18 protein-coding genes are annotated in these 17703 nt (G+C 68.4%); 9 read left to right on the top strand and 9 right to left on the bottom strand.

The features are described from left to right. Positions 1–20 precede the first annotated feature (20 nt). The 4 genes from sigM to trxA all read left to right on the top strand — a co-directional run bounded on the left by sigM (position 21) and on the right by trxA (position 3183). Positions 21–746, top strand: a complete 726-nt coding sequence (gene sigM, locus ACIBN2_RS27350; RefSeq protein ID WP_399138076.1) for an RNA polymerase sigma factor SigM — start codon at positions 21–23, stop codon at positions 744–746. Next, the gene (locus ACIBN2_RS27345; protein WP_399138074.1) at positions 743–1663 is read left to right on the top strand and encodes an anti-sigma factor family protein; all 921 of its coding nucleotides are present in this window, start codon (positions 743–745) and stop codon (positions 1661–1663) included. Before sigM ends, ACIBN2_RS27345 begins: the two co-directional genes overlap by 4 nt. Before the next feature lie 168 nt (positions 1664–1831). Then, the gene (trxB, locus tag ACIBN2_RS27340; RefSeq protein ID WP_399138073.1) at positions 1832–2800 is read left to right on the top strand and encodes a thioredoxin-disulfide reductase; all 969 of its coding nucleotides are present in this window, start codon (positions 1832–1834) and stop codon (positions 2798–2800) included. A 50-nt stretch (positions 2801–2850) separates the two neighbouring features. Next, on the top strand, positions 2851–3183 hold the full coding sequence (gene trxA / locus ACIBN2_RS27335; RefSeq protein WP_399138071.1) for a thioredoxin: 333 nt from the start codon (positions 2851–2853) through the stop codon (positions 3181–3183). A 93-nt stretch (positions 3184–3276) separates the two neighbouring features. On the opposite strand, the gene ACIBN2_RS27330 is transcribed toward trxA, so the two are convergent. From ACIBN2_RS27330 to rpmH, 9 genes are all read right to left on the bottom strand, one after another. Further along, positions 3277–3894: a GNAT family N-acetyltransferase gene (locus ACIBN2_RS27330; protein WP_399138070.1), complete on the bottom strand. Its 618-nt coding sequence runs from the start codon at positions 3892–3894 to the stop codon at positions 3277–3279. A gap of 329 nt (positions 3895–4223) precedes the next feature. Next, entirely contained in the window at positions 4224–5324 is a 1101-nt protein-coding gene (locus ACIBN2_RS27325; protein ID WP_399138068.1) for a ParB/RepB/Spo0J family partition protein, read from the bottom strand. After that, on the bottom strand, positions 5321–6394 hold the full coding sequence (locus tag ACIBN2_RS27320; RefSeq protein ID WP_399138243.1) for an AAA family ATPase: 1074 nt from the start codon (positions 6392–6394) through the stop codon (positions 5321–5323). The genes ACIBN2_RS27325 and ACIBN2_RS27320 overlap by 4 nt, the downstream gene beginning before the upstream one ends. A gap of 298 nt (positions 6395–6692) precedes the next feature. Continuing rightward, a complete protein-coding gene (gene rsmG, locus ACIBN2_RS27315) occupies positions 6693–7409 on the bottom strand; it encodes a 16S rRNA (guanine(527)-N(7))-methyltransferase RsmG (RefSeq protein WP_399138066.1) in 717 nt (238 codons plus the stop codon). A 116-nt stretch (positions 7410–7525) separates the two neighbouring features. Further along, complete coding sequence (locus ACIBN2_RS27310) at positions 7526–8038, bottom strand: protein jag (protein WP_399138064.1); 513 nt, start codon at positions 8036–8038, stop codon at positions 7526–7528. A gap of 15 nt (positions 8039–8053) precedes the next feature. After that, the gene (gene yidC / locus ACIBN2_RS27305; RefSeq protein ID WP_399138062.1) at positions 8054–9337 is read right to left on the bottom strand and encodes a membrane protein insertase YidC; all 1284 of its coding nucleotides are present in this window, start codon (positions 9335–9337) and stop codon (positions 8054–8056) included. A gap of 3 nt (positions 9338–9340) precedes the next feature. Next, on the bottom strand, positions 9341–9694 hold the full coding sequence (yidD, locus tag ACIBN2_RS27300; protein WP_399138060.1) for a membrane protein insertion efficiency factor YidD: 354 nt from the start codon (positions 9692–9694) through the stop codon (positions 9341–9343). Beyond that, the gene (rnpA, locus tag ACIBN2_RS27295) at positions 9691–10062 is read right to left on the bottom strand and encodes a ribonuclease P protein component (protein WP_393866357.1); all 372 of its coding nucleotides are present in this window, start codon (positions 10060–10062) and stop codon (positions 9691–9693) included. Before rnpA ends, yidD begins: the two co-directional genes overlap by 4 nt. Before the next feature lie 21 nt (positions 10063–10083). Next, positions 10084–10221 carry a 50S ribosomal protein L34 gene (gene rpmH / locus ACIBN2_RS27290; RefSeq protein ID WP_015659252.1) on the bottom strand — a complete coding sequence of 46 codons (138 nt, stop codon included), beginning with the start codon at positions 10219–10221 and terminating at the stop codon, positions 10084–10086. A gap of 384 nt (positions 10222–10605) precedes the next feature. Here rpmH and dnaA point away from each other — a divergent pair, with 384 nt between their 5' ends. From dnaA to ACIBN2_RS27265, 5 genes are all read left to right on the top strand, one after another. Beyond that, positions 10606–12552: a chromosomal replication initiator protein DnaA gene (gene dnaA, locus ACIBN2_RS27285; RefSeq protein ID WP_399138058.1), complete on the top strand. Its 1947-nt coding sequence runs from the start codon at positions 10606–10608 to the stop codon at positions 12550–12552. A 923-nt stretch (positions 12553–13475) separates the two neighbouring features. Next, complete coding sequence (dnaN, locus tag ACIBN2_RS27280; protein WP_399138056.1) at positions 13476–14606, top strand: DNA polymerase III subunit beta; 1131 nt, start codon at positions 13476–13478, stop codon at positions 14604–14606. A gap of 178 nt (positions 14607–14784) precedes the next feature. Continuing rightward, positions 14785–15660, top strand: coding sequence for a phosphogluconate dehydrogenase (NAD(+)-dependent, decarboxylating) (gnd, locus tag ACIBN2_RS27275; protein WP_399138055.1), 876 nt, complete (start codon positions 14785–14787; stop codon positions 15658–15660). 99 nt (positions 15661–15759) lie between these two features. Then, positions 15760–16881: a DNA replication/repair protein RecF gene (gene recF / locus ACIBN2_RS27270; RefSeq protein WP_399138054.1), complete on the top strand. Its 1122-nt coding sequence runs from the start codon at positions 15760–15762 to the stop codon at positions 16879–16881. After that, entirely contained in the window at positions 16878–17429 is a 552-nt protein-coding gene (locus ACIBN2_RS27265; protein WP_399138052.1) for a DUF721 domain-containing protein, read from the top strand. The genes recF and ACIBN2_RS27265 overlap by 4 nt, the downstream gene beginning before the upstream one ends. The last annotated feature ends 274 nt before the right edge of the window (positions 17430–17703 follow it).

The following is a 17703-nucleotide window of genomic DNA, read 5'->3' as shown; positions in this document are numbered from 1 at the left end:
ATCCCAGGGGAGGGGGTCCGATGGCAGATGACACCGCATACGGCGACGCAAGCGATCAGGACCTCCTGGCCCGCCATGTGAAAGGCGACCCGGACGCCTTCGGTGAGCTTGTGCGGCGCCATCGCGACCGCCTGTGGGCCGTGGCCCTGCGGACGCTGGGGGACCGGGAGGAGGCCGCTGACGCCGTTCAGGACGCCCTCGTGTCCGCCTACCGGGCCGCCCACACCTTCCGGGGGCAATCGGCCGTCACGACATGGCTGCACCGGATCACGGTGAACGCCTGCCTCGACCGCGCGCGGAAGGCGGCCTCCCGCAAGACCTCCCCGGTCGACGACACCGAGCGGCTGGAACAGCTGCTGGAGCCTCACGAGGAGGCGTCGGCACCCGCCGAGCGCAACGATCTGCACCGTCAGCTGCTGGCGGCCCTCGGCACCCTCCCGCCCGACCAGCGTGCCGCCCTCGTCCTCGTGGACATGCAGGGGTATCCGGTCGCCGAGGCCGCCCGCCTGCTCGATGTGCCGACCGGCACGGTGAAGAGCCGCTGCGCCCGTGGCAGAGCCAGGCTGCTGCCGCTGCTCACCCATCTGCGACCGCAGAACGCCGGCGAGGGAAAGGAACGGGGTGAGGGGCGGAACCGGACCCAGGGGACATCCGTCCCACCGGCAGCGGGACCGCCGACCCACGGTCCACGCGATACCGGACCGAGCGATTCAGCCGCAGTGAAGGGCGGAGGTGGGCGAGCGTGACATCCACGACGGACATGGCCGGGCACCCGGACGTCACCGAGATCTCCGACCTCACCGAAGGACTGCTCGAGCCGTCCCGGACCGCCGACATAAGGCAGCACCTGGACGAGTGCGAGCTCTGCGCCGATGTCTACGCGTCGCTGGAGGAGATCCGGGGACTGCTTGGTGCTGTTCCGGGCCCGGCACGCATGCCCGCCGATGTCGCCGAGCGGATCGATGCCGCCCTCGCGGCCGAGGCATTCCTAAGTGCGACGGCGCCCGGTGACATGGACGTTCCGGCGCTCGTCGACGTGTCCCCTTCCATGGACGACGCAGGCGACGACGCGCATGTTTCACGTGAAACATCGACGGCGGACCGTCCGGCAGGGCACGCCCGCACCTCCACAACCGGTCCGGGCCGCAAGCGCAACGAGCGCAGGTGGAGCGGACGTCGCAGGATCGCCGTCCTGGGCACCGTCTTCACGGTCGCCGCGCTGGGACTCGGCTCCGTGCTGCTGTCGTCGCTGGACGACGGCAATCCCCCTTCGTCCCAGGCTCAGGGCCGGCAGTCCGCCACCGCGGACACCTTCTTGGAGGCCAAGCTGGGGAACCAGGTCGCCGGTCTCCTCAAGGACCAGGGCTCGGGGAGCGGTTCTCATGCCCCTCACAGCCTGGGCGTGGAGGGCGGCACCAACCAGCCCAAGGTCTTCAAGGAGCCCACGGTCCCGGCCTGTGTCCAGAAGGGCATCGGACGGACCGATCCGGCGCTCGCCACCCAGCAGGGCACCTACAAGGGGACGGACACTCTCCTGGTGGTCATGCCCGACCCCTCCGTCGGCACGCGGGTGACCGCATACCTCGTCGACGCGACGTGTGTGACCCATCCGTCCTCCGCCAAGGCGAAGGTACTCCTGAAGCACTCCTACACCCGTCCCTGAGCGGACACGCTTGGACTTCCCTCTGCGTGGTATCTCGTACGGTGTGGCGACCCCGTGTGCCCGGACACAGTGGGAATGCACGCCCCTTAGGATCCGTTGGGTGGGGTGAGAGCTCGAGAGGGGCTCCCTCCGGTCCGACGACGCAGTCCAGAGACGAGGAACCAAGCCGTGAGCGACGTCCGTAACGTGATCATCATCGGCTCCGGGCCCGCCGGCTACACGGCGGCGCTCTACACCGCGCGCGCGTCGCTGAAGCCGCTGGTGTTCGAGGGCGCCGTCACCGCCGGTGGCGCCCTGATGAACACCACCGACGTGGAGAACTTCCCGGGCTTCCGGGACGGCATCATGGGTCCCGAGCTCATGGACAACATGCGCGCCCAGGCCGAGCGCTTCGGCGCCGAGCTCATCCCGGACGACATCGTCGCGGTCGACCTGACCGGTGAGATCAAGACCGTCACCGACACCTCGGGCACCGTGCACAAGGCGAAGGCCGTCATCGTCACCACCGGCTCCCAGCACCGCAAGCTCGGCCTGCCGAACGAGGACGCGCTCTCCGGGCGCGGTGTCTCCTGGTGCGCCACCTGTGACGGCTTCTTCTTCAAGGACCAGGACATCGCCGTGATCGGCGGCGGTGACACCGCGATGGAGGAGGCCACCTTCCTCTCCCGCTTCGCCAAGTCCGTGACCATCGTCCACCGCCGGGACACCCTGCGCGCCTCCAAGGCGATGCAGGAGCGCGCCTTCGCCGACCCGAAGATCAAGTTCGTATGGGACAGCGAGGTCGCCGAGATCCAGGGCGAGCCGAAGCTCTCCGGTCTGAAGCTGCGCAACATCAAGACCGGCGAACTGTCGGACCTGGCGGTCACCGGGCTGTTCATCGCCATCGGCCACGACCCGCGCACCGAGCTCTTCAAGGGCCAGCTCGACCTCGACGCGGAGGGCTACCTCAAGGTCGCCGCTCCCTCGACCCGCACCAACCTGACGGGTGTCTTCGCCGCCGGTGACGTGGTCGACCACACCTACCGCCAGGCGATCACCGCGGCCGGCACCGGCTGTTCCTCCGCTCTCGACGCCGAGCGCTTCCTCGCCGCACTCGCGGACGAGGAGCAGGCCGAGCCCGAGAAGACCTCTGTCTGACCCTCACCATCCTCTTCCGCCTCAAGCAACAACCAGTTAAGGAGCCCGCCGTGGCCGGCACCCTGAAGAACGTGACCGACGACTCCTTCGATCAGGACGTCCTCAAGAGCGACAAGCCCGTCCTGGTGGACTTCTGGGCCGCCTGGTGCGGCCCGTGCCGCCAGATCGCGCCGTCCCTCGAGGCGATCGCCGCCGAGTACGGCGACAAGATCGAGGTCGTCAAGCTCAACATCGACGAGAACCCGGGTACGGCCGCCAAGTACGGCGTCATGTCCATCCCGACGCTGAACGTCTACCAGGGCGGCGAGGTCGCCAAGACCATCGTCGGTGCGAAGCCCAAGGCCGCGATCGTCCGCGACCTCGAGGCATTCATCGCCGAGTAGCCGGCGAAGCCGTCGAGCCGACGGCGTTGTTTCACGTGAAACACGAATGGGCCAACCCCGAGGGGTTGGCCCATTCGCTTGTCCGGGTGCTTTTCACAGCGGCCTCAGCACCGGCTCCTTCTGAACTGCCCCCAGCAGCCGGTCGAGAGCCATCTCCACGTCTTCCTTCCAGGAGAGGGTCGTCCGCAGTTCCAGCCTCAGGCGAGGGTGCTTCGGGTGCGGGCGGACCGTCTTGAAGCCCACGGCCAGAAGATGGTCGGCCGGCAACATACATGCGGGCTCTTTCCACCGGGCGTCCCCGAAGGCCTCGATGGCCTTGAACCCGCGTCGCAGCAGATCCTTGGCGACCGTCTGGACCATGACTCTCCCGAGCCCTTGCCCCTGGTAGCCCGGCATGATGAAGGCGGTCATGAGCTGTACCGCGTCCGGTGAGACGGGGCTCGTGGGGAACGCGGTCGAACGGGGCACATAGGCCGGAGGGGCGTAGAGCACGAAGCCGACCGGTACATCGTCGACGTAGACGACACGGCCGCAGGATCCCCAGTCCAGCAGGACCGCCGAGATCCACGCTTCCTTCTCCAGGGCGGGCCTGCCCGCTTTTACCGCGGCTTCACCGCTGACTGGGTCCAACTCCCAGAAGACACACGCCCGGCAGCGATTGGGGAGGTCCTGAAGGTTGTCCAGCGTGAGCGGTACGAGCCGACGCCCCATGAAGCCTGTTCCTCGCTTCCCTCGCCCGCAGCGTCGCGAGCGGCTGTCAGAGCGTTCCGTTCTCTGAGGAGGCTGCCGACGAAGCCGCCGACCGCGCCCAGCCCCAGGCCCGCGCTCACCAGTCCGGTGCGGCTCATCGTTCGCATGGCCCCTGCCTCCCTCTCACAGGTACTGCCAGGTGGGATGCGCCATACCCGAACGCATCGTATCCACCAGGGGATTGCATCGATAGCGCCTGAAAGCAAAGAGCAGGCCGTGTTCCGGTACACACCGGACACGGCCCGCTCTACCGGGCGGCCGAGTACCACACCCCGCCGACCACAGGCTTCCTACTCCTCGGTCTCCTCGGACTCGCCGTCCAGGAGGCTCTTCTGCAGAACCGGTCCCTCGCCGGGAGCGAGACTGCTGAGGATCCGCTCGAGGTCCTCCATGGAGGCGAACTCGACCGTGATCTTGCCCTTCTTCTGCCCCAGGTCGACCTTCACCCGCGTCTCGAAACGGTCCGAGAGACGGGTCGCGAGGTCCGTCAGCGCCGGGGAGACCCGGGCGCCGGCCCGGGGGCCCTTCGAGCGCTGCGTGGTCTGCGGCCGCGAACCCATCAGGGTCACGATCTCCTCAACGGCTCGCACCGACAGCCCCTCGGCGACGATCCGATGGGCCAGCCGGTCCTGCTCCTCCGAGTCGTCGACGGAGAGCAGCGCCCTCGCATGACCGGCGGAGAGAACACCGGCGGCCACGCGCCGCTGGACGGCGGGCGAGAGCTTCAGCAGACGCAGGGTGTTGGAGACCTGCGGACGGGAACGCCCGATGCGGTCGGCCAGCTGGTCGTGCGTGCAGTTGAAGTCCTTCAGAAGCTGGTCATAGGCGGCCGCCTCTTCCAGCGGGTTCAGCTGCGCCCGGTGCAGGTTCTCCAGGAGGGCGTCCAGGAGGAGCTTCTCGTCGTCCGTGGCCCGCACGATCGCCGGGATCGCCTCAAGACCGGCCTCACGGCAGGCCCGCCAGCGCCGCTCGCCCATGATGAGCTCGTAGCGGTCGGAGCTCAGCTGCCGGACGACGACGGGCTGGAGGAGACCGACCTCCTTGATGGAGGTGACCAGTTCCTGCAGCGCGTCCTCGTCGAAGACCTCACGCGGCTGGCGCGGGTTCGGCGTGATGGAGTCGAGGGGGATCTCCGCGAAGTGGGCGCCCATGGGAGGGGCGGGAGTCTCGGCGAAGCCGTTGACCGACAGTTCCTCGGTTTCATGTGAAACAGGCGGCAACGTGGCCACCTTCGCCGCGGCCACCCCTCGGTCGCTCGTCAGCACCGGCACCGATGACGGGGACGCGGAACCAACGCCGCCCGTCGCAGCCGGGGTCGGCGTCTTCTCCGTCGGTGCAGCAGGGATGAGTGCGCCGAGACCACGGCCCAAACCCCTCCGTCGCTCGCTCACTGAATGCCCTCCACCATGCTTGGATCGCCCTGGGCGCCGATGTGGGCGTGCGGCGCCTCATACGCCACGCCGACACCCTTCAACGCGATTTCTCGTGCTGCCTCAAGGTAGGACAGCGCACCGCTCGAACCCGGATCGTAGGTCAGCACGGTCTGTCCGTAACTCGGCGCCTCGGAGATACGAACCGAGCGGGGAATGCTCGTCCGCAGCACCTCTTCACCGAAGTGGCTGCGCACCTCGTCCGCGACCTGGGACGCGAGACGCGTCCGGCCGTCGTACATGGTGAGCAGGATCGTCGATACATGCAGGTTGGGGTTGAGGTGCCCCCGCACCAGGTCGACGTTCCGCAGCAGCTGTCCCAGGCCCTCCAGCGCGTAGTACTCGCACTGGATCGGGATGAGTACCTCCGCGCCTGCCACCAGCGCGTTGACCGTCAGCAGGCCGAGCGACGGAGGGCAGTCGATCAGGATGTAGTCCAGAGGCTGCTCATAGGCCTGGATGGCCCGCTCCAGCCGGCTCTCCCGTGCCACCAGGGACACCAGCTCGATCTCCGCACCGGCGAGATCGATCGTGGCGGGGGCGCAGAACAGACCCTCGACATCCGGGACCGGCTGGACGACCTCCGCGAGAGGCCGGCTCTCGACCAGGACGTCGTAGATGGACGGAACTTCGGCGTGGTGGTCGATCCCCAGCGCGGTGGATGCGTTGCCCTGTGGGTCGAGGTCGATCACCAGGACACGGCCGCCATGCAGGGCCAGGGAGGCGGCAAGGTTGACGGTCGTCGTCGTTTTGCCCACGCCACCCTTCTGGTTGGCGACGACCATGACGCGTGTCTGCTCAGGCCGTGGCAGGCCCTCGCCGGCACGGCCCAGAGCCTCCACTGCCAATTGGGCAGCACGACCGATCGGGGTGTCGTCCATCGGGGGCGGTGTTTCACGTGAAACATCCTCCCCGAGCGACTCGGTACGGGGACCAGGGACCGGATCGGTCATCGGTCCCGCGATGTTGGCGTCGGACCGCAAGGATTCACTCTCCTCGACTTCAGGCTCGCAATGAACAGAGCCTCCCATGCCTTCGGGGTCGCGAACCAGTGAGGCCTGTTCTTCTGTGGAGAAATCCACCTCTGTGGACAACTCCGTGCCCCTCGCGGGGGCCCGAGCGCCACCGGTGGGCGCTTCTTGTAGTGACCCGAGAGGCTTGCGGTCGCGGGGTTCGGCCGCGGCGCGGCCGCGACTGATGATGCCGTGCAGCAGTGAGCGACGTTTCACGTGAAACACGATGCACAGCAGCGGTGGCCGAACTGTCGCGACACTCCGGCGTGTGTAGGTTTGGCAGCTTGTGTGGAGTACGTCTCGTCGTCAGGCCGGATCAGCGGCGCCGACGAACTCGCCCGGCGCGAGCGGCCTTCGCCTTCTTCGCGGCGAAGCGCACACCGCCCGGGCTCTCCCCGACTTCGACCCGCACCACCGTGGACAGCGGATCCACCACGCCTTCGCCCACATGGAGGATCGACGTCTGCACGGCACCGAGCTTGCTGAGTGCCGTGGCCGCACTCTTCAGCTCTTCCTCGGCCGTGTCGCCCTTGAGCGCCAGCATCTCGCCGTACGGCCGCAGCAGCGGAACACCCCACGTGGCCAGACGGTCCAGCGGCGCCACGGCCCGTGCCGTCACGACATGGACCGGGGGAATCTTGCCCATGACCTCCTCGGCACGGCCACGCACCACCGTCACATGGTCCAGGCCCAGCAGCTCCACGACCTCGGTGAGGAAGTTCGTACGCCGCAGCAGGGGCTCCAGCAGCGTGATCTTCAGGTCCTCGCGAACGAGCGCCAAAGGGATTCCCGGCAGGCCGGCGCCCGAGCCGACGTCGCACACGGTCACGCCCTCGGGCACGACCTCGGACAGCACCGCGCAGTTCAGCAGGTGCCGCTCCCACAGGCGGGGCACCTCACGCGGGCCGATCAGGCCGCGCTTCACACCCGCCTCAGCGAGCAGCTCCGCATAGCGGACCGCGTCCGCGAAGCGATCGCCGAACACCTCACGCGCCTGCTCGGGCGCGGGGGGAAGCTCCGCTGCCTCCGTCACGGGGACCGTCCTTCCGTACCGCATCGGCGCGCTCGGCGCCGACCACCAGAACTATCAGGCTGACAAAGTTCGGCCCCGTCTGCGCTACAGACGGGGCCGGAGTACGTACGAACCGATCAGGCGGGCAGCACGACGACGAAGCGCTGCGGCTCCTCGCCCTCGGACTCGCTGCGCAGCCCCGCGGCCTTGACCGCGTCGTGCACGACCTTGCGTTCGAACGGCGTCATCGGCTTCAGCTTCACCGGCTCGCCGGTGTTCTTGACGTCGGCGGCCGCCTTGGAGCCCAGCTCGGAGAGCTCGGCGCGCTTCTTGGCGCGGTAACCCGCGATGTCCAGCATCAGCCGGCTACGGTCGCCGGTCTCCCGGTGCACGGCCAGGCGCGTGAGCTCCTGGAGTGCCTCCAGCACCTCGCCGTCACGGCCGACCAGCTTCTGCAGGTCTCGGCCGCCCGCGTCGCTGATGATCGAGACAGCGGCGCGGTCGGCCTCGACGTCCATGTCGATGTCGCCGTCGAGATCGGCGATGTCCAGCAGACCCTCGAGGTAGTCCGCCGCGATCTCGCCCTCCTGCTCCAGGCGGGACAGGGTGTCTGCACCCTCGGCAGCAGCGGAGGTGGTGCCTTCCGTCACGGGATGGGCTCCTTCTTACTTCTTGGACGGGGACTTGGGGCGCTGCGGGCCCTTGCGCTGCCCGGACTGGGCCTTGCTGCGGGAACCGCTGCCGGGCTGCGAAGTGGTCTTCTTGGCAGCGGATTCCGGCTTGGCGTCCTCGGGCTCGTCGGACTTGCTCAGCGAGGTCGGAGTTCCGGAGCCGGCCGGCTTCGCGGTGCCGGACTGACGCTGGGACTTCGACTGGCGCTTGGGCTGCTGGCGCTTGGGGGCGGCGGCGCCGGTCGTCGGCGTACCGTCCTCGGCCACGGTCTGGGCAGCGGCGGCGTTGTCGCTCTGCACCACGGTGCCGTCGGTCTGAGCCGCGAGGCCCGCCTTGTTCAGGGCGTTGATGAACTTGCGCTCGAACTCGTTGCGGTCACGGCCCTTGGTGACGATCGCCTTGATGATCGTGCGTTCGCTGCGCCGGCGGGTCTTGCCGTGGTGCGTGACGTGCTTGGTCAGGCGCTCCAGGTAGGCGGCCTGGGCCTTGGAACCCGGGGTCGGGTTGTTGTGGATGACGTACATCTGCTGGCCCATGGTCCACACGTTGGTGGTCAGCCAGTAGACGAGAACACCGACCGGGAAGTTGATGCCGAAGACGGCGAACATGACCGGGAAGACGTACATCAGCATCTTCTGCTGCTGCATGAACGGCGTCTTCACCGTGGTGTCGACGTTCTTCGTCATCAGCTGGCGCTGCGTGTAGAACTGCGACGCCGACATCATGACGATCATGATGGCCGTGACGACCCGGACATCCGTCAGCGTGGCGCCGAGCTGGGCGACCTTGTCCGCGCTGTCCGTGAACTTCGCGGCAAGCGGGGCGCCGAAGATGTGCGCCTTACGGGCACTGGCGAGCAGCTGATCGTCGATGACGCCGATCGTCTTGCCCGTCGCGATGCCGTTGAGCACGTGGTAGAGGGCGAAGAAGAACGGCGACTGCGCCAGGATGGGAAGGCACGAGGAGAGCGGGTTGGTACCCGTCTCCTTGTACAGCTTCATCATCTCTTCGGACTGGCGCTGCTTGTCGCTCTTGTAGCGCTCCTGGATCTTCTTCATCTCGGGCTGCAGCGTCTGCATGGCCCGGGTCGCCTTGATCTGCTTCACGAAGAGCGGGATCAGGCAGATACGAATCAGAATCACCAGGGACACGATGGACAGGCCCCAGGCCCAGCCCGTGTCGGGACCGAAGATCTTCCCGTACACCGAGTGGAACTGGACGATGACCCATGAAACGGGTGTCGTGATGAAGCTGAAGAGGCTGGCAATCGTGTCCACTAATCATGCTCCTTGGACATGGGACGAGGTCTCTGCGGCCGGGCTCGAAGGACCGTTGCCTTCGGTGGCCGATTCGGCGGCGGAGGACCCGCCCTTGCGTGCACGCCAGGTGTTGCGCAGCATTTCGTGCCACCGCGGGCGCTTACGCGGCGGGACATGGTCCACGCCACCCAGCGACCACGGATTGCACCGAAGGATGCGCCAGGCGGTCAGTGCCGTGCCCTTGATCGCACCATGCCGGTCGATGGCCGTGTAGCCGTAGTGGGAACACGACGGGTAGTACTTGCAGACGGGCCCCAGCAGCGGACTGATCGTCCACTGGTACAGCTTGATCAGAGCCAGCAGCGGGTACTTCATCGCGCGCCCCCTCCCAGCAGCCGCTCGATGGCGGCATCCAGGTCTCGGGCCAGTTGTGCATGGTCGGCGTCGCCCGCACCGGGCAGCGCTCGTACGACTACCAGGCTACCGGGGGGCAACTGGGCCACTCGGTCCCGCATCAGATGACGCAGTCTGCGCTTGACCTTGTTGCGTACGACCGCTCCGCCCACAGCTTTGCTCACGACGAAACCCGCACGCGTCGGGGGAGCGCTCTCCCCAGGCGCGTGCGGGTCCGTGGCACCGCTACGAAGGTGGACGACGAGGGACGGGCGGCCTGCCCGGCGCCCTCGTCGTACTGCGGTCGCGAAGTCCTCGCGCCGCCTCAGCCGGTTCTCGGTGGGCAGCACGACGGCATGACCTGACCGGGATCAGGCGGACAGGCTGGCGCGACCCTTGGCACGACGGTTCGCGAGAATCGCGCGGCCGGCACGGGTGCGCATCCGCAGGCGGAAGCCGTGGGTCTTCGCGCGACGACGGTTGTTCGGCTGGAAGGTGCGCTTGCTCACTCGGGGGCTCCAGAAATCAAATCGGTGGTTGCGGGTGCCGTCCTGGCTGTCACCGTGCGCCCACGAGTAGCTCGCAGTTACGCCCGATTGCACCGCTTCCCGATCACCTGACGCGATCTGTGCCCATCGGAGGCAGGCGGCAGCAGCCATCGACAACTCGACCTGGTTACGGTACGCGGGGCTACGCCATCCGGTCAAACCAACGGTCACCGAGAGACACTATCCACAGGCTGGGGACAACAACTTGAACCGCACCGGTCGCCCTGACTACCGTGGCTGAACTCCGATTCGTTCCTTTGACTCCTCTGTTTGGGCGCCAGCCCATTTCAATCCCGACCCGTCCCACAACCACACGTTCGTGGGACCCGTGAGAGAGCGTGCCCTGTGGCTGACGTACCTGCCGATCTTGCCGCAGTGTGGCCACGAGTACTCGAGCAACTTCTCGGTGAGGGCCGCGGGCAGGGGGTCGAGACCAAGGACGAGCACTGGATCCGCCGCTGCCAGCCGCTCGCGCTGGTCGCCGACACCGCGCTGCTCGCCGTGCCGAACGAATTCGCGAAGGGCGTGCTCGAGGGCCGCCTCGCCCCGATCGTCAGCGAGTCGCTGAGCCGCGAGTGCGGCCGGCCGATCCGCATCGCGATCACGGTCGACGACTCCGCGGGCGAGCCCCCGCCCCCGCCTGGGCCGGTCCGTCCCCAGCCGCGTTACGACGAGCCCGAGCTCCCCTCCGGGCAGTACGAGGGCTACGGCCGCCACCGTGCCGACGAGCACCGGCCCGGCCGCCCCGAGCAGCTCCCCGACGACCAGCTGCCCTCTCCCCGCGGTGACCAGCTCCCCACCGCGCGCCCGGCGTACCCCTCGGAGTACCAGCGCCCCGAGCCCGGCTCCTGGCCGCGCCCGTCGCAGGACGAGTACAGCTGGCAGCAGCAGCGTCTCGGCTTCCCCGAGCGGGACCCCTACGCGTCGCCGCGGCAGGACTCCTACGGGGCCTCCGCACAGGACTCGTACGGCTCCTCGGCCCAGGACTCCTACGGACCCCCGTCCCAGGACTACCGCCCGCAGTCGATGGAGCGCCCGCCCTACGACCACCAGCGCCCCGACTACGAGAAGCAGCGCCCGGACTACGACCAGCCGCGACCGGACTACGACCAGCGCGACGCGCGCCGGGAGCTGCCCGAGCAGCGGAGCGGCACCGGGCATGTGCACCGGGGCGGGCCGGTCGGACCCAACCTGCCCGCCAGCGGCGCGCCGGGCCCGCTGGCCGCTCAGCCCGCGCCGGCGCCCGGCCCGGGTGAGCCCACGGCACGGCTGAACCCGAAGTACCTCTTCGACACGTTCGTCATCGGCGCCTCCAACCGCTTCGCGCACGCCGCCGCGGTGGCCGTCGCCGAGGCGCCCGCCAAGGCGTACAACCCCCTGTTCATCTACGGTGAGTCGGGGCTCGGCAAGACGCACCTGCTGCACGCGATCGGGCACTACGCGCGCAGCCTCTACCCGGGCACGCGCGTGCGGTACGTGAGCTCGGAGGAGTTCACCAACGAGTTCATCAACTCCATCCGCGACGGCAAGGGCGACAGCTTCCGCAAGCGCTACCGCGAGATGGACATCCTGCTCGTCGACGACATCCAGTTCCTGGCGGACAAGGAGTCGACGCAGGAGGAGTTCTTCCACACCTTCAACACGCTCCACAACGCCAACAAGCAGATCGTGCTCTCCAGCGACCGGCCGCCCAAGCAGCTGGTGACGCTGGAGGACCGGCTGCGGAACCGTTTCGAGTGGGGTCTGATCACCGACGTCCAGCCGCCCGAGCTGGAGACGCGTATCGCGATCCTCCGCAAGAAGGCTGTGCAGGAACAGCTCAACGCCCCTCCGGAGGTACTGGAGTTCATCGCCTCCCGCATCTCGCGCAACATCCGAGAGCTGGAGGGCGCGCTGATCCGGGTGACGGCGTTCGCGTCGCTCAACCGGCAGCCGGTGGACCTGGGCCTGACCGAGATCGTCCTGAAGGACCTGATCCCCGGCGGCGAGGACTCGGCCCCCGAGATCACCTCGACCGCCATCATGAGCGCGACCGCCGACTACTTCGGCCTCACCGTCGAGGACCTGTGCGGAACCTCGCGCGGCCGCGCGCTCGTGACGGCACGCCAGATCGCCATGTACCTGTGCCGGGAACTGACGGACCTCTCCCTGCCGAAGATCGGCGCGCTCTTCGGCGGCCGCGACCACACCACGGTGATGCACGCGGACCGCAAGATCCGCAATCTGATGGCCGAGCGGCGCTCCATCTACAACCAGGTGACGGAGCTGACCAACCGCATCAAGAACGGCTGAGAGCCGCAGGGACACGTTCCACAGACGCCGCCAGGGCGCCTCCGGAGGACATCCGGAGGCGCCCTTCTTCGTGCCGGCGTCGTCCGCGGCGACGTCCACGGCGTCGGGTCCGAGTCGTGTCTGAGTCGTGTCGGCGTTGCCGTTGTTCGATTACCTGCCGGGTTACGGCCTCTCTCCACAGATCGCGGTACTTTTTCCCGTCCACATCCTGGGGACTGCGAAGTTGTCCAGATCTCAATCCACAGGACACCTGTTGAAGAACCATCAACCCAGGTCAGGTGGTTGTGGATTCGTGGACGAAAGATCTCCACAGACTGTGGACAGCCGTGTGATCCACAAGCTGTGCACGAAGTTGTCCACCGGCAACCCACAGGAAGAGGCCGGTTGTCCCCAGAGATCAGCACCTTCTCCACATCGCTGTCCACTGTTCGGCAACGTGACGCGCCTGATCACCGTGTCGAGTGAAAGGCGTCACATGAAGGTGCCGGGTCGGGCTGTGGGAAAGGTGGGGAAAGCTGGGGACGGCGCTGGGGAGAAGTCGCCTCAGGCTGTGCACGGGATGTGCAGAACTTCCTGTTCTCCACAGAAACCCGGAGTTGTCCACCGCCTCCGCCCACAGGGTCGGTGGACAAAATCTTGCCTCTGAGCTGGGAAAACGAGGTTATCCACGGTTTCCACAGCCCCTACTACTACTCCCAACTAGAGAGAGGGAGAAGTTCGCTTCGAAGAGGGGGCTGTGCACAACTCGCTGTTCGGTGCCCGGCTGCCCCTCGTCACGACTTGACCCCGAGAGGCACCTACTGTCAGTGCGGTGCGTCAGACTGGTCCCCGGTGTTCTTCCCCTCACAGGGACCGACGACACCGAGACAGACGACGGAGCCAGGCAGGGCGAGCAGCGCCGGCAACAGCAGGAGGCGGCAACAGTGAAGATCCGGGTGGAACGCGACGTACTCGCGGAGGCAGTGGCCTGGGTGGCACGCAGCCTCCCGGCCCGTCCGCCGGCGCCTGTCCTCGCCGGCCTCCTGCTGAAGGCCGAGGACGGCGCTCTCAGCCTCTCCAGCTTCGACTACGAGGTCTCGGCGCGCGTGTCCGTGGAGGCGGAGGTCGAGGAGGAGGGCACCGTCCTCGTCTCCGGCCGGCTGCTCGCGGACATCTGCCGTGCCCTCCCCAACCGCCCGGTGGAGATTTCCACAGACGGTGTACGGGCGACCGTGGTCTGCGGCTCCTCGCGGTTCACACTCCACACCCTGCCTGTGGAGGAGTACCCGGCACTGCCGCAGATGCCGACCGCGACCGGCACCGTCCCCGGTGAGGTCTTCGCCTCGGCCGCCGCACAGGTCGCCATCGCCGCCGGCCGCGACGACACGCTGCCGGTGCTGACCGGTGTGCGCATCGAGATCGAGGGCGACACCGTCACCCTGGCGTCCACCGACCGCTACCGCTTCGCGGTCCGCGAGTTCCTGTGGAAGCCGGAGAACCCCGAGACGTCCGCGGTCGCCCTGGTGCCCGCCAAGACGCTCCTGGACACCGCCAAGGCGCTCACGAGCGGCGACAGCGTCACCCTGGCGCTCTCCGGCTCGGGCGCGGGCGAGGGCCTGATCGGCTTCGAGGGCGCGGGTCGTCGTACGACCACCCGCCTTCTCGAGGGCGACCTCCCGAAGTACCGCTCGCTGTTCCCGACGGAGTTCAACTCCGTCGCCGTGATCGAGACCGCCCCCTTCGTGGAGGCCGTCAAGCGTGTGGCCCTGGTCGCCGAGCGCAACACCCCGGTGCGGCTGAGCTTCGAGCAGGGCGTGCTGATCCTGGAGGCCGGCTCCAGCGACGACGCACAGGCTGTGGAGAGGGTCGACGCCCAGTTGGAGGGCGACGACGTCTCGATCGCCTTCAACCCGACCTTCCTGCTGGACGGCCTGAGCGCCATCGACTCCCCGGTGGCCCAGCTGTCCTTCACGACGTCCACCAAGCCCGCGCTGCTGAGCGGCAGGCCGGCCCTGGACGCCGAGGCGGACGAGGCCTACAAGTACCTGATCATGCCGGTGCGACTGAGCGGCTGAGGCGCCGGGAAGCTGTCCACAGGCCGTGGAGGAAACTCCACGGCGCTGGGGAAACCCGCAGGTGGGGACCGTTCGTTTGAGCGTGTATGCCCACAGCTGTGCGCGAGGGTCCGGGTTTAGGCTCGGACACAGGTACGAACGTGCCCCACACGCCACACAGCAACCTAAGGAACAACTGATGGAGCTCGGTCTCGTCGGCCTCGGCAAGATGGGCGGCAACATGCGCGAGCGGATCCGCCGCGCGGGCCACACCGTCGTCGGATACGACCGCAACCCGGACCTTGCCGATGTCCACAGCCTCGCCGACCTTGTGGGCAAGCTCGGCGGCCCCCGTGTGGTCTGGGTGATGGTCCCGGCCGGTGCGCCCACCCAGTCCACGATCGACGAGCTGGCCGAGCTCCTGGAGCCGGGTGACGTCGTCGTGGACGGCGGCAACTCCCGCTGGACGGACGACGAGAAGCACGCGGAGGAGCTGGCCGCCAAGGGCATCGGCTTCGTCGACTGCGGCGTCTCGGGCGGCGTCTGGGGCCTGGAGAACGGCTATGCGCTGATGTACGGCGGCGACGCGGAGGACGTCGCCAAGGTGCAGCCGGTGTTCGACGCCCTCAAGCCCGAGGGGACGTTCGGCGCGGTACACGCCGGCAAGGTCGGCGCGGGCCACTTCGCGAAGATGGTCCACAACGGCATCGAGTACGCGATGATGCAGGCCTACGCCGAGGGCTGGGAGCTGCTGGAGAAGGTCGACTCCGTCACGGACGTGCGCGAGGTCTTCCGCTCCTGGCAGGAGGGCACCGTCATCCGCTCCTGGCTGCTGGACCTCGCGGTGAACGCTCTGGACGAGGACGAGCACCTCGACAGGCTGAAGGGTTTTGCACAGGACTCCGGTGAGGGACGCTGGACTGTGGAAGCCGCGATCGACAACGCCGTACCGCTGCCGGCGATCACGGCCTCGCTCTTCGCGCGGTTCTCCTCGCGGCAGGAGGACTCGCCCCAGATGAAGATGGTCGCGGCGCTGCGCAACCAGTTCGGCGGCCACGCGGTCACCACCAAGTGATCCGCAGTACGAAGTAATCCACAGGACGACAAGAAATCCACAGATCCGCCGGCCGCCCGGCCGCGGATCCGGAGCGCAGGGGGAGGTCGGCGAACGACCATGCACGTCACGCATCTGTCGCTGGCCGACTTCCGCTCGTACGCCCGGGTCGAAGTTCCGCTCGACCCGGGCGTCACCGCGTTCGTCGGCCCCAACGGCCAGGGCAAGACGAACCTCGTCGAGGCCGTCGGCTATCTCGCCACCCTCGGCAGCCACCGCGTGGCCTCCGACGCCCCCTTGGTGCGCATGGGGGCCGACCGTGCCGTCATCCGGGCGCAGGTCAGGCAGGGCGAGCGGCAGCAGCTCGTCGAGCTGGAGCTGAACCCCGGCAAGGCCAACCGGGCCCGTATCAACAGGTCCTCGCAGGTCAGACCCCGTGACGTGCTGGGCATCGTACGGACCGTCCTGTTCGCGCCCGAGGACCTGTCCCTGGTCAAGGGCGATCCCGGGGAGCGGCGCCGCTTCCTCGACGAGCTGGTCACCGCCCGTTCCCCGCGCATGGCCGGCGTGCGCTCCGACTACGAGCGTGTCCTCAAGCAGCGCAACACGCTGCTGAAGTCGGCCGCGCTGGCCCGCCGGCACGGCGGCCGCTCCATGGACCTGTCCACACTCGACGTCTGGGACCAGCACCTCGCGCGCGTGGGCTCCGAGTTGCTCGCCCAGCGCCTCGACCTGGTCGCCGCGATCCAGCCGCTGGCCGACAAGGCGTACGAGCAACTGGCCCCGGGCGGCGGCCCGGTGGCCCTGGAGTACAAGCCGTCCGCCCCCGGCGAGGCGCACACGCGCGAGGACCTCTACGAGCAGTTGACGGCCGCGCTCGCCGAGGCGCGCAAGCAGGAGATCGAGCGGGGCGTCACCCTCGTAGGACCCCACCGGGACGATCTGGTGCTCAAACTCGGCCAGTTGCCCGCCAAGGGGTACGCCTCCCACGGGGAGTCCTGGTCGTACGCGCTGGCGCTGCGCCTGGCCTCCTACGACCTGCTGCGGGCCGAGGGCAACGAACCGGTACTCGTCCTCGACGACGTCTTCGCCGAGCTCGACACCCGCCGCCGCGAGCGCCTCGCGGAGCTGGTCGCCCCGGGTGAGCAGGTGCTGGTGACGGCCGCGGTCGACGACGACGTACCGCACGTACTGACCGGGACGCGGTACTCCGTGGCGGACGGGACGGTGGAGCGCGTATGACGGACGAGGACCCGGCACCAAAGAAGGCCGCCGAACCGGCCAAGGCCGCCGAACCCTCCGGCGTCGACCTCGCGCGCGTGGCGCTCAGGGCGGCGAAGGAACAGGCACGCGCGCGCGGGGACGCGGCGCAGCAGAAGAAGCAGGCCCGGCGCGGCGGCCTGCGCTCCGGCGCGCGCGCCGACGGGCGCGACCCCATGGCGCTGGGCGCTGCGATCAACCGGCTCCTCACCGAGCGCGGCTGGGAGACCCCGGCGGCGGTGGGCGGAGTGATGGGCCGCTGGCCGCAGATCGTCGGCGAGGACGTGGCCAAGCACTGCGAGCCGGAGAAGTACGACGAGGAGGAGCGCGTGCTCGTCGTGCGCTGCGACTCCACGGCCTGGGCGACGAATCTGCGCCTGCTCGCCCCGACGCTCGTCGCCCGCCTCAACGAGGACCTCGGGCACGGCGCGGTCAAGATGATCAAGGTGAACGGCCCCGCCGGCCCCGCCCGTCGCTACGGTCCCCTGCGCGCCCCCGGCAGCACGGGACCCGGCGACACGTATGGGTGACAGACCTCACATCCACAGGCCGTCGGCGCTCTCCACAGGGCGCCGGCGGCCGCTTCGTTGCACCCCCGCGTGCGGGTGCGAATCACTACCTGACTCCCAAGTAGCCATGGGTTGACAGTCGGAAGCGCTGAGTGCCGCTGTGAGCCTCTTGGAGCCCTGCTCCGTATATGGGGACCCGGAAGACGCCGGTTCAGGGCGGCACATGAGGACTCAGGTACCGGCAAACCCCCATCACTGTCGGCGCTACCGGTAGACTGGAAGCCAATCCCGCCCC

The sequence above is a fragment of the Streptomyces sp. NPDC050534 genome (assembly GCF_044457745.1).
Taxonomy (GTDB): domain Bacteria; phylum Actinomycetota; class Actinomycetes; order Streptomycetales; family Streptomycetaceae; genus Streptomyces.
This window is presented reverse-complemented; position numbering and strand designations above follow the sequence as displayed.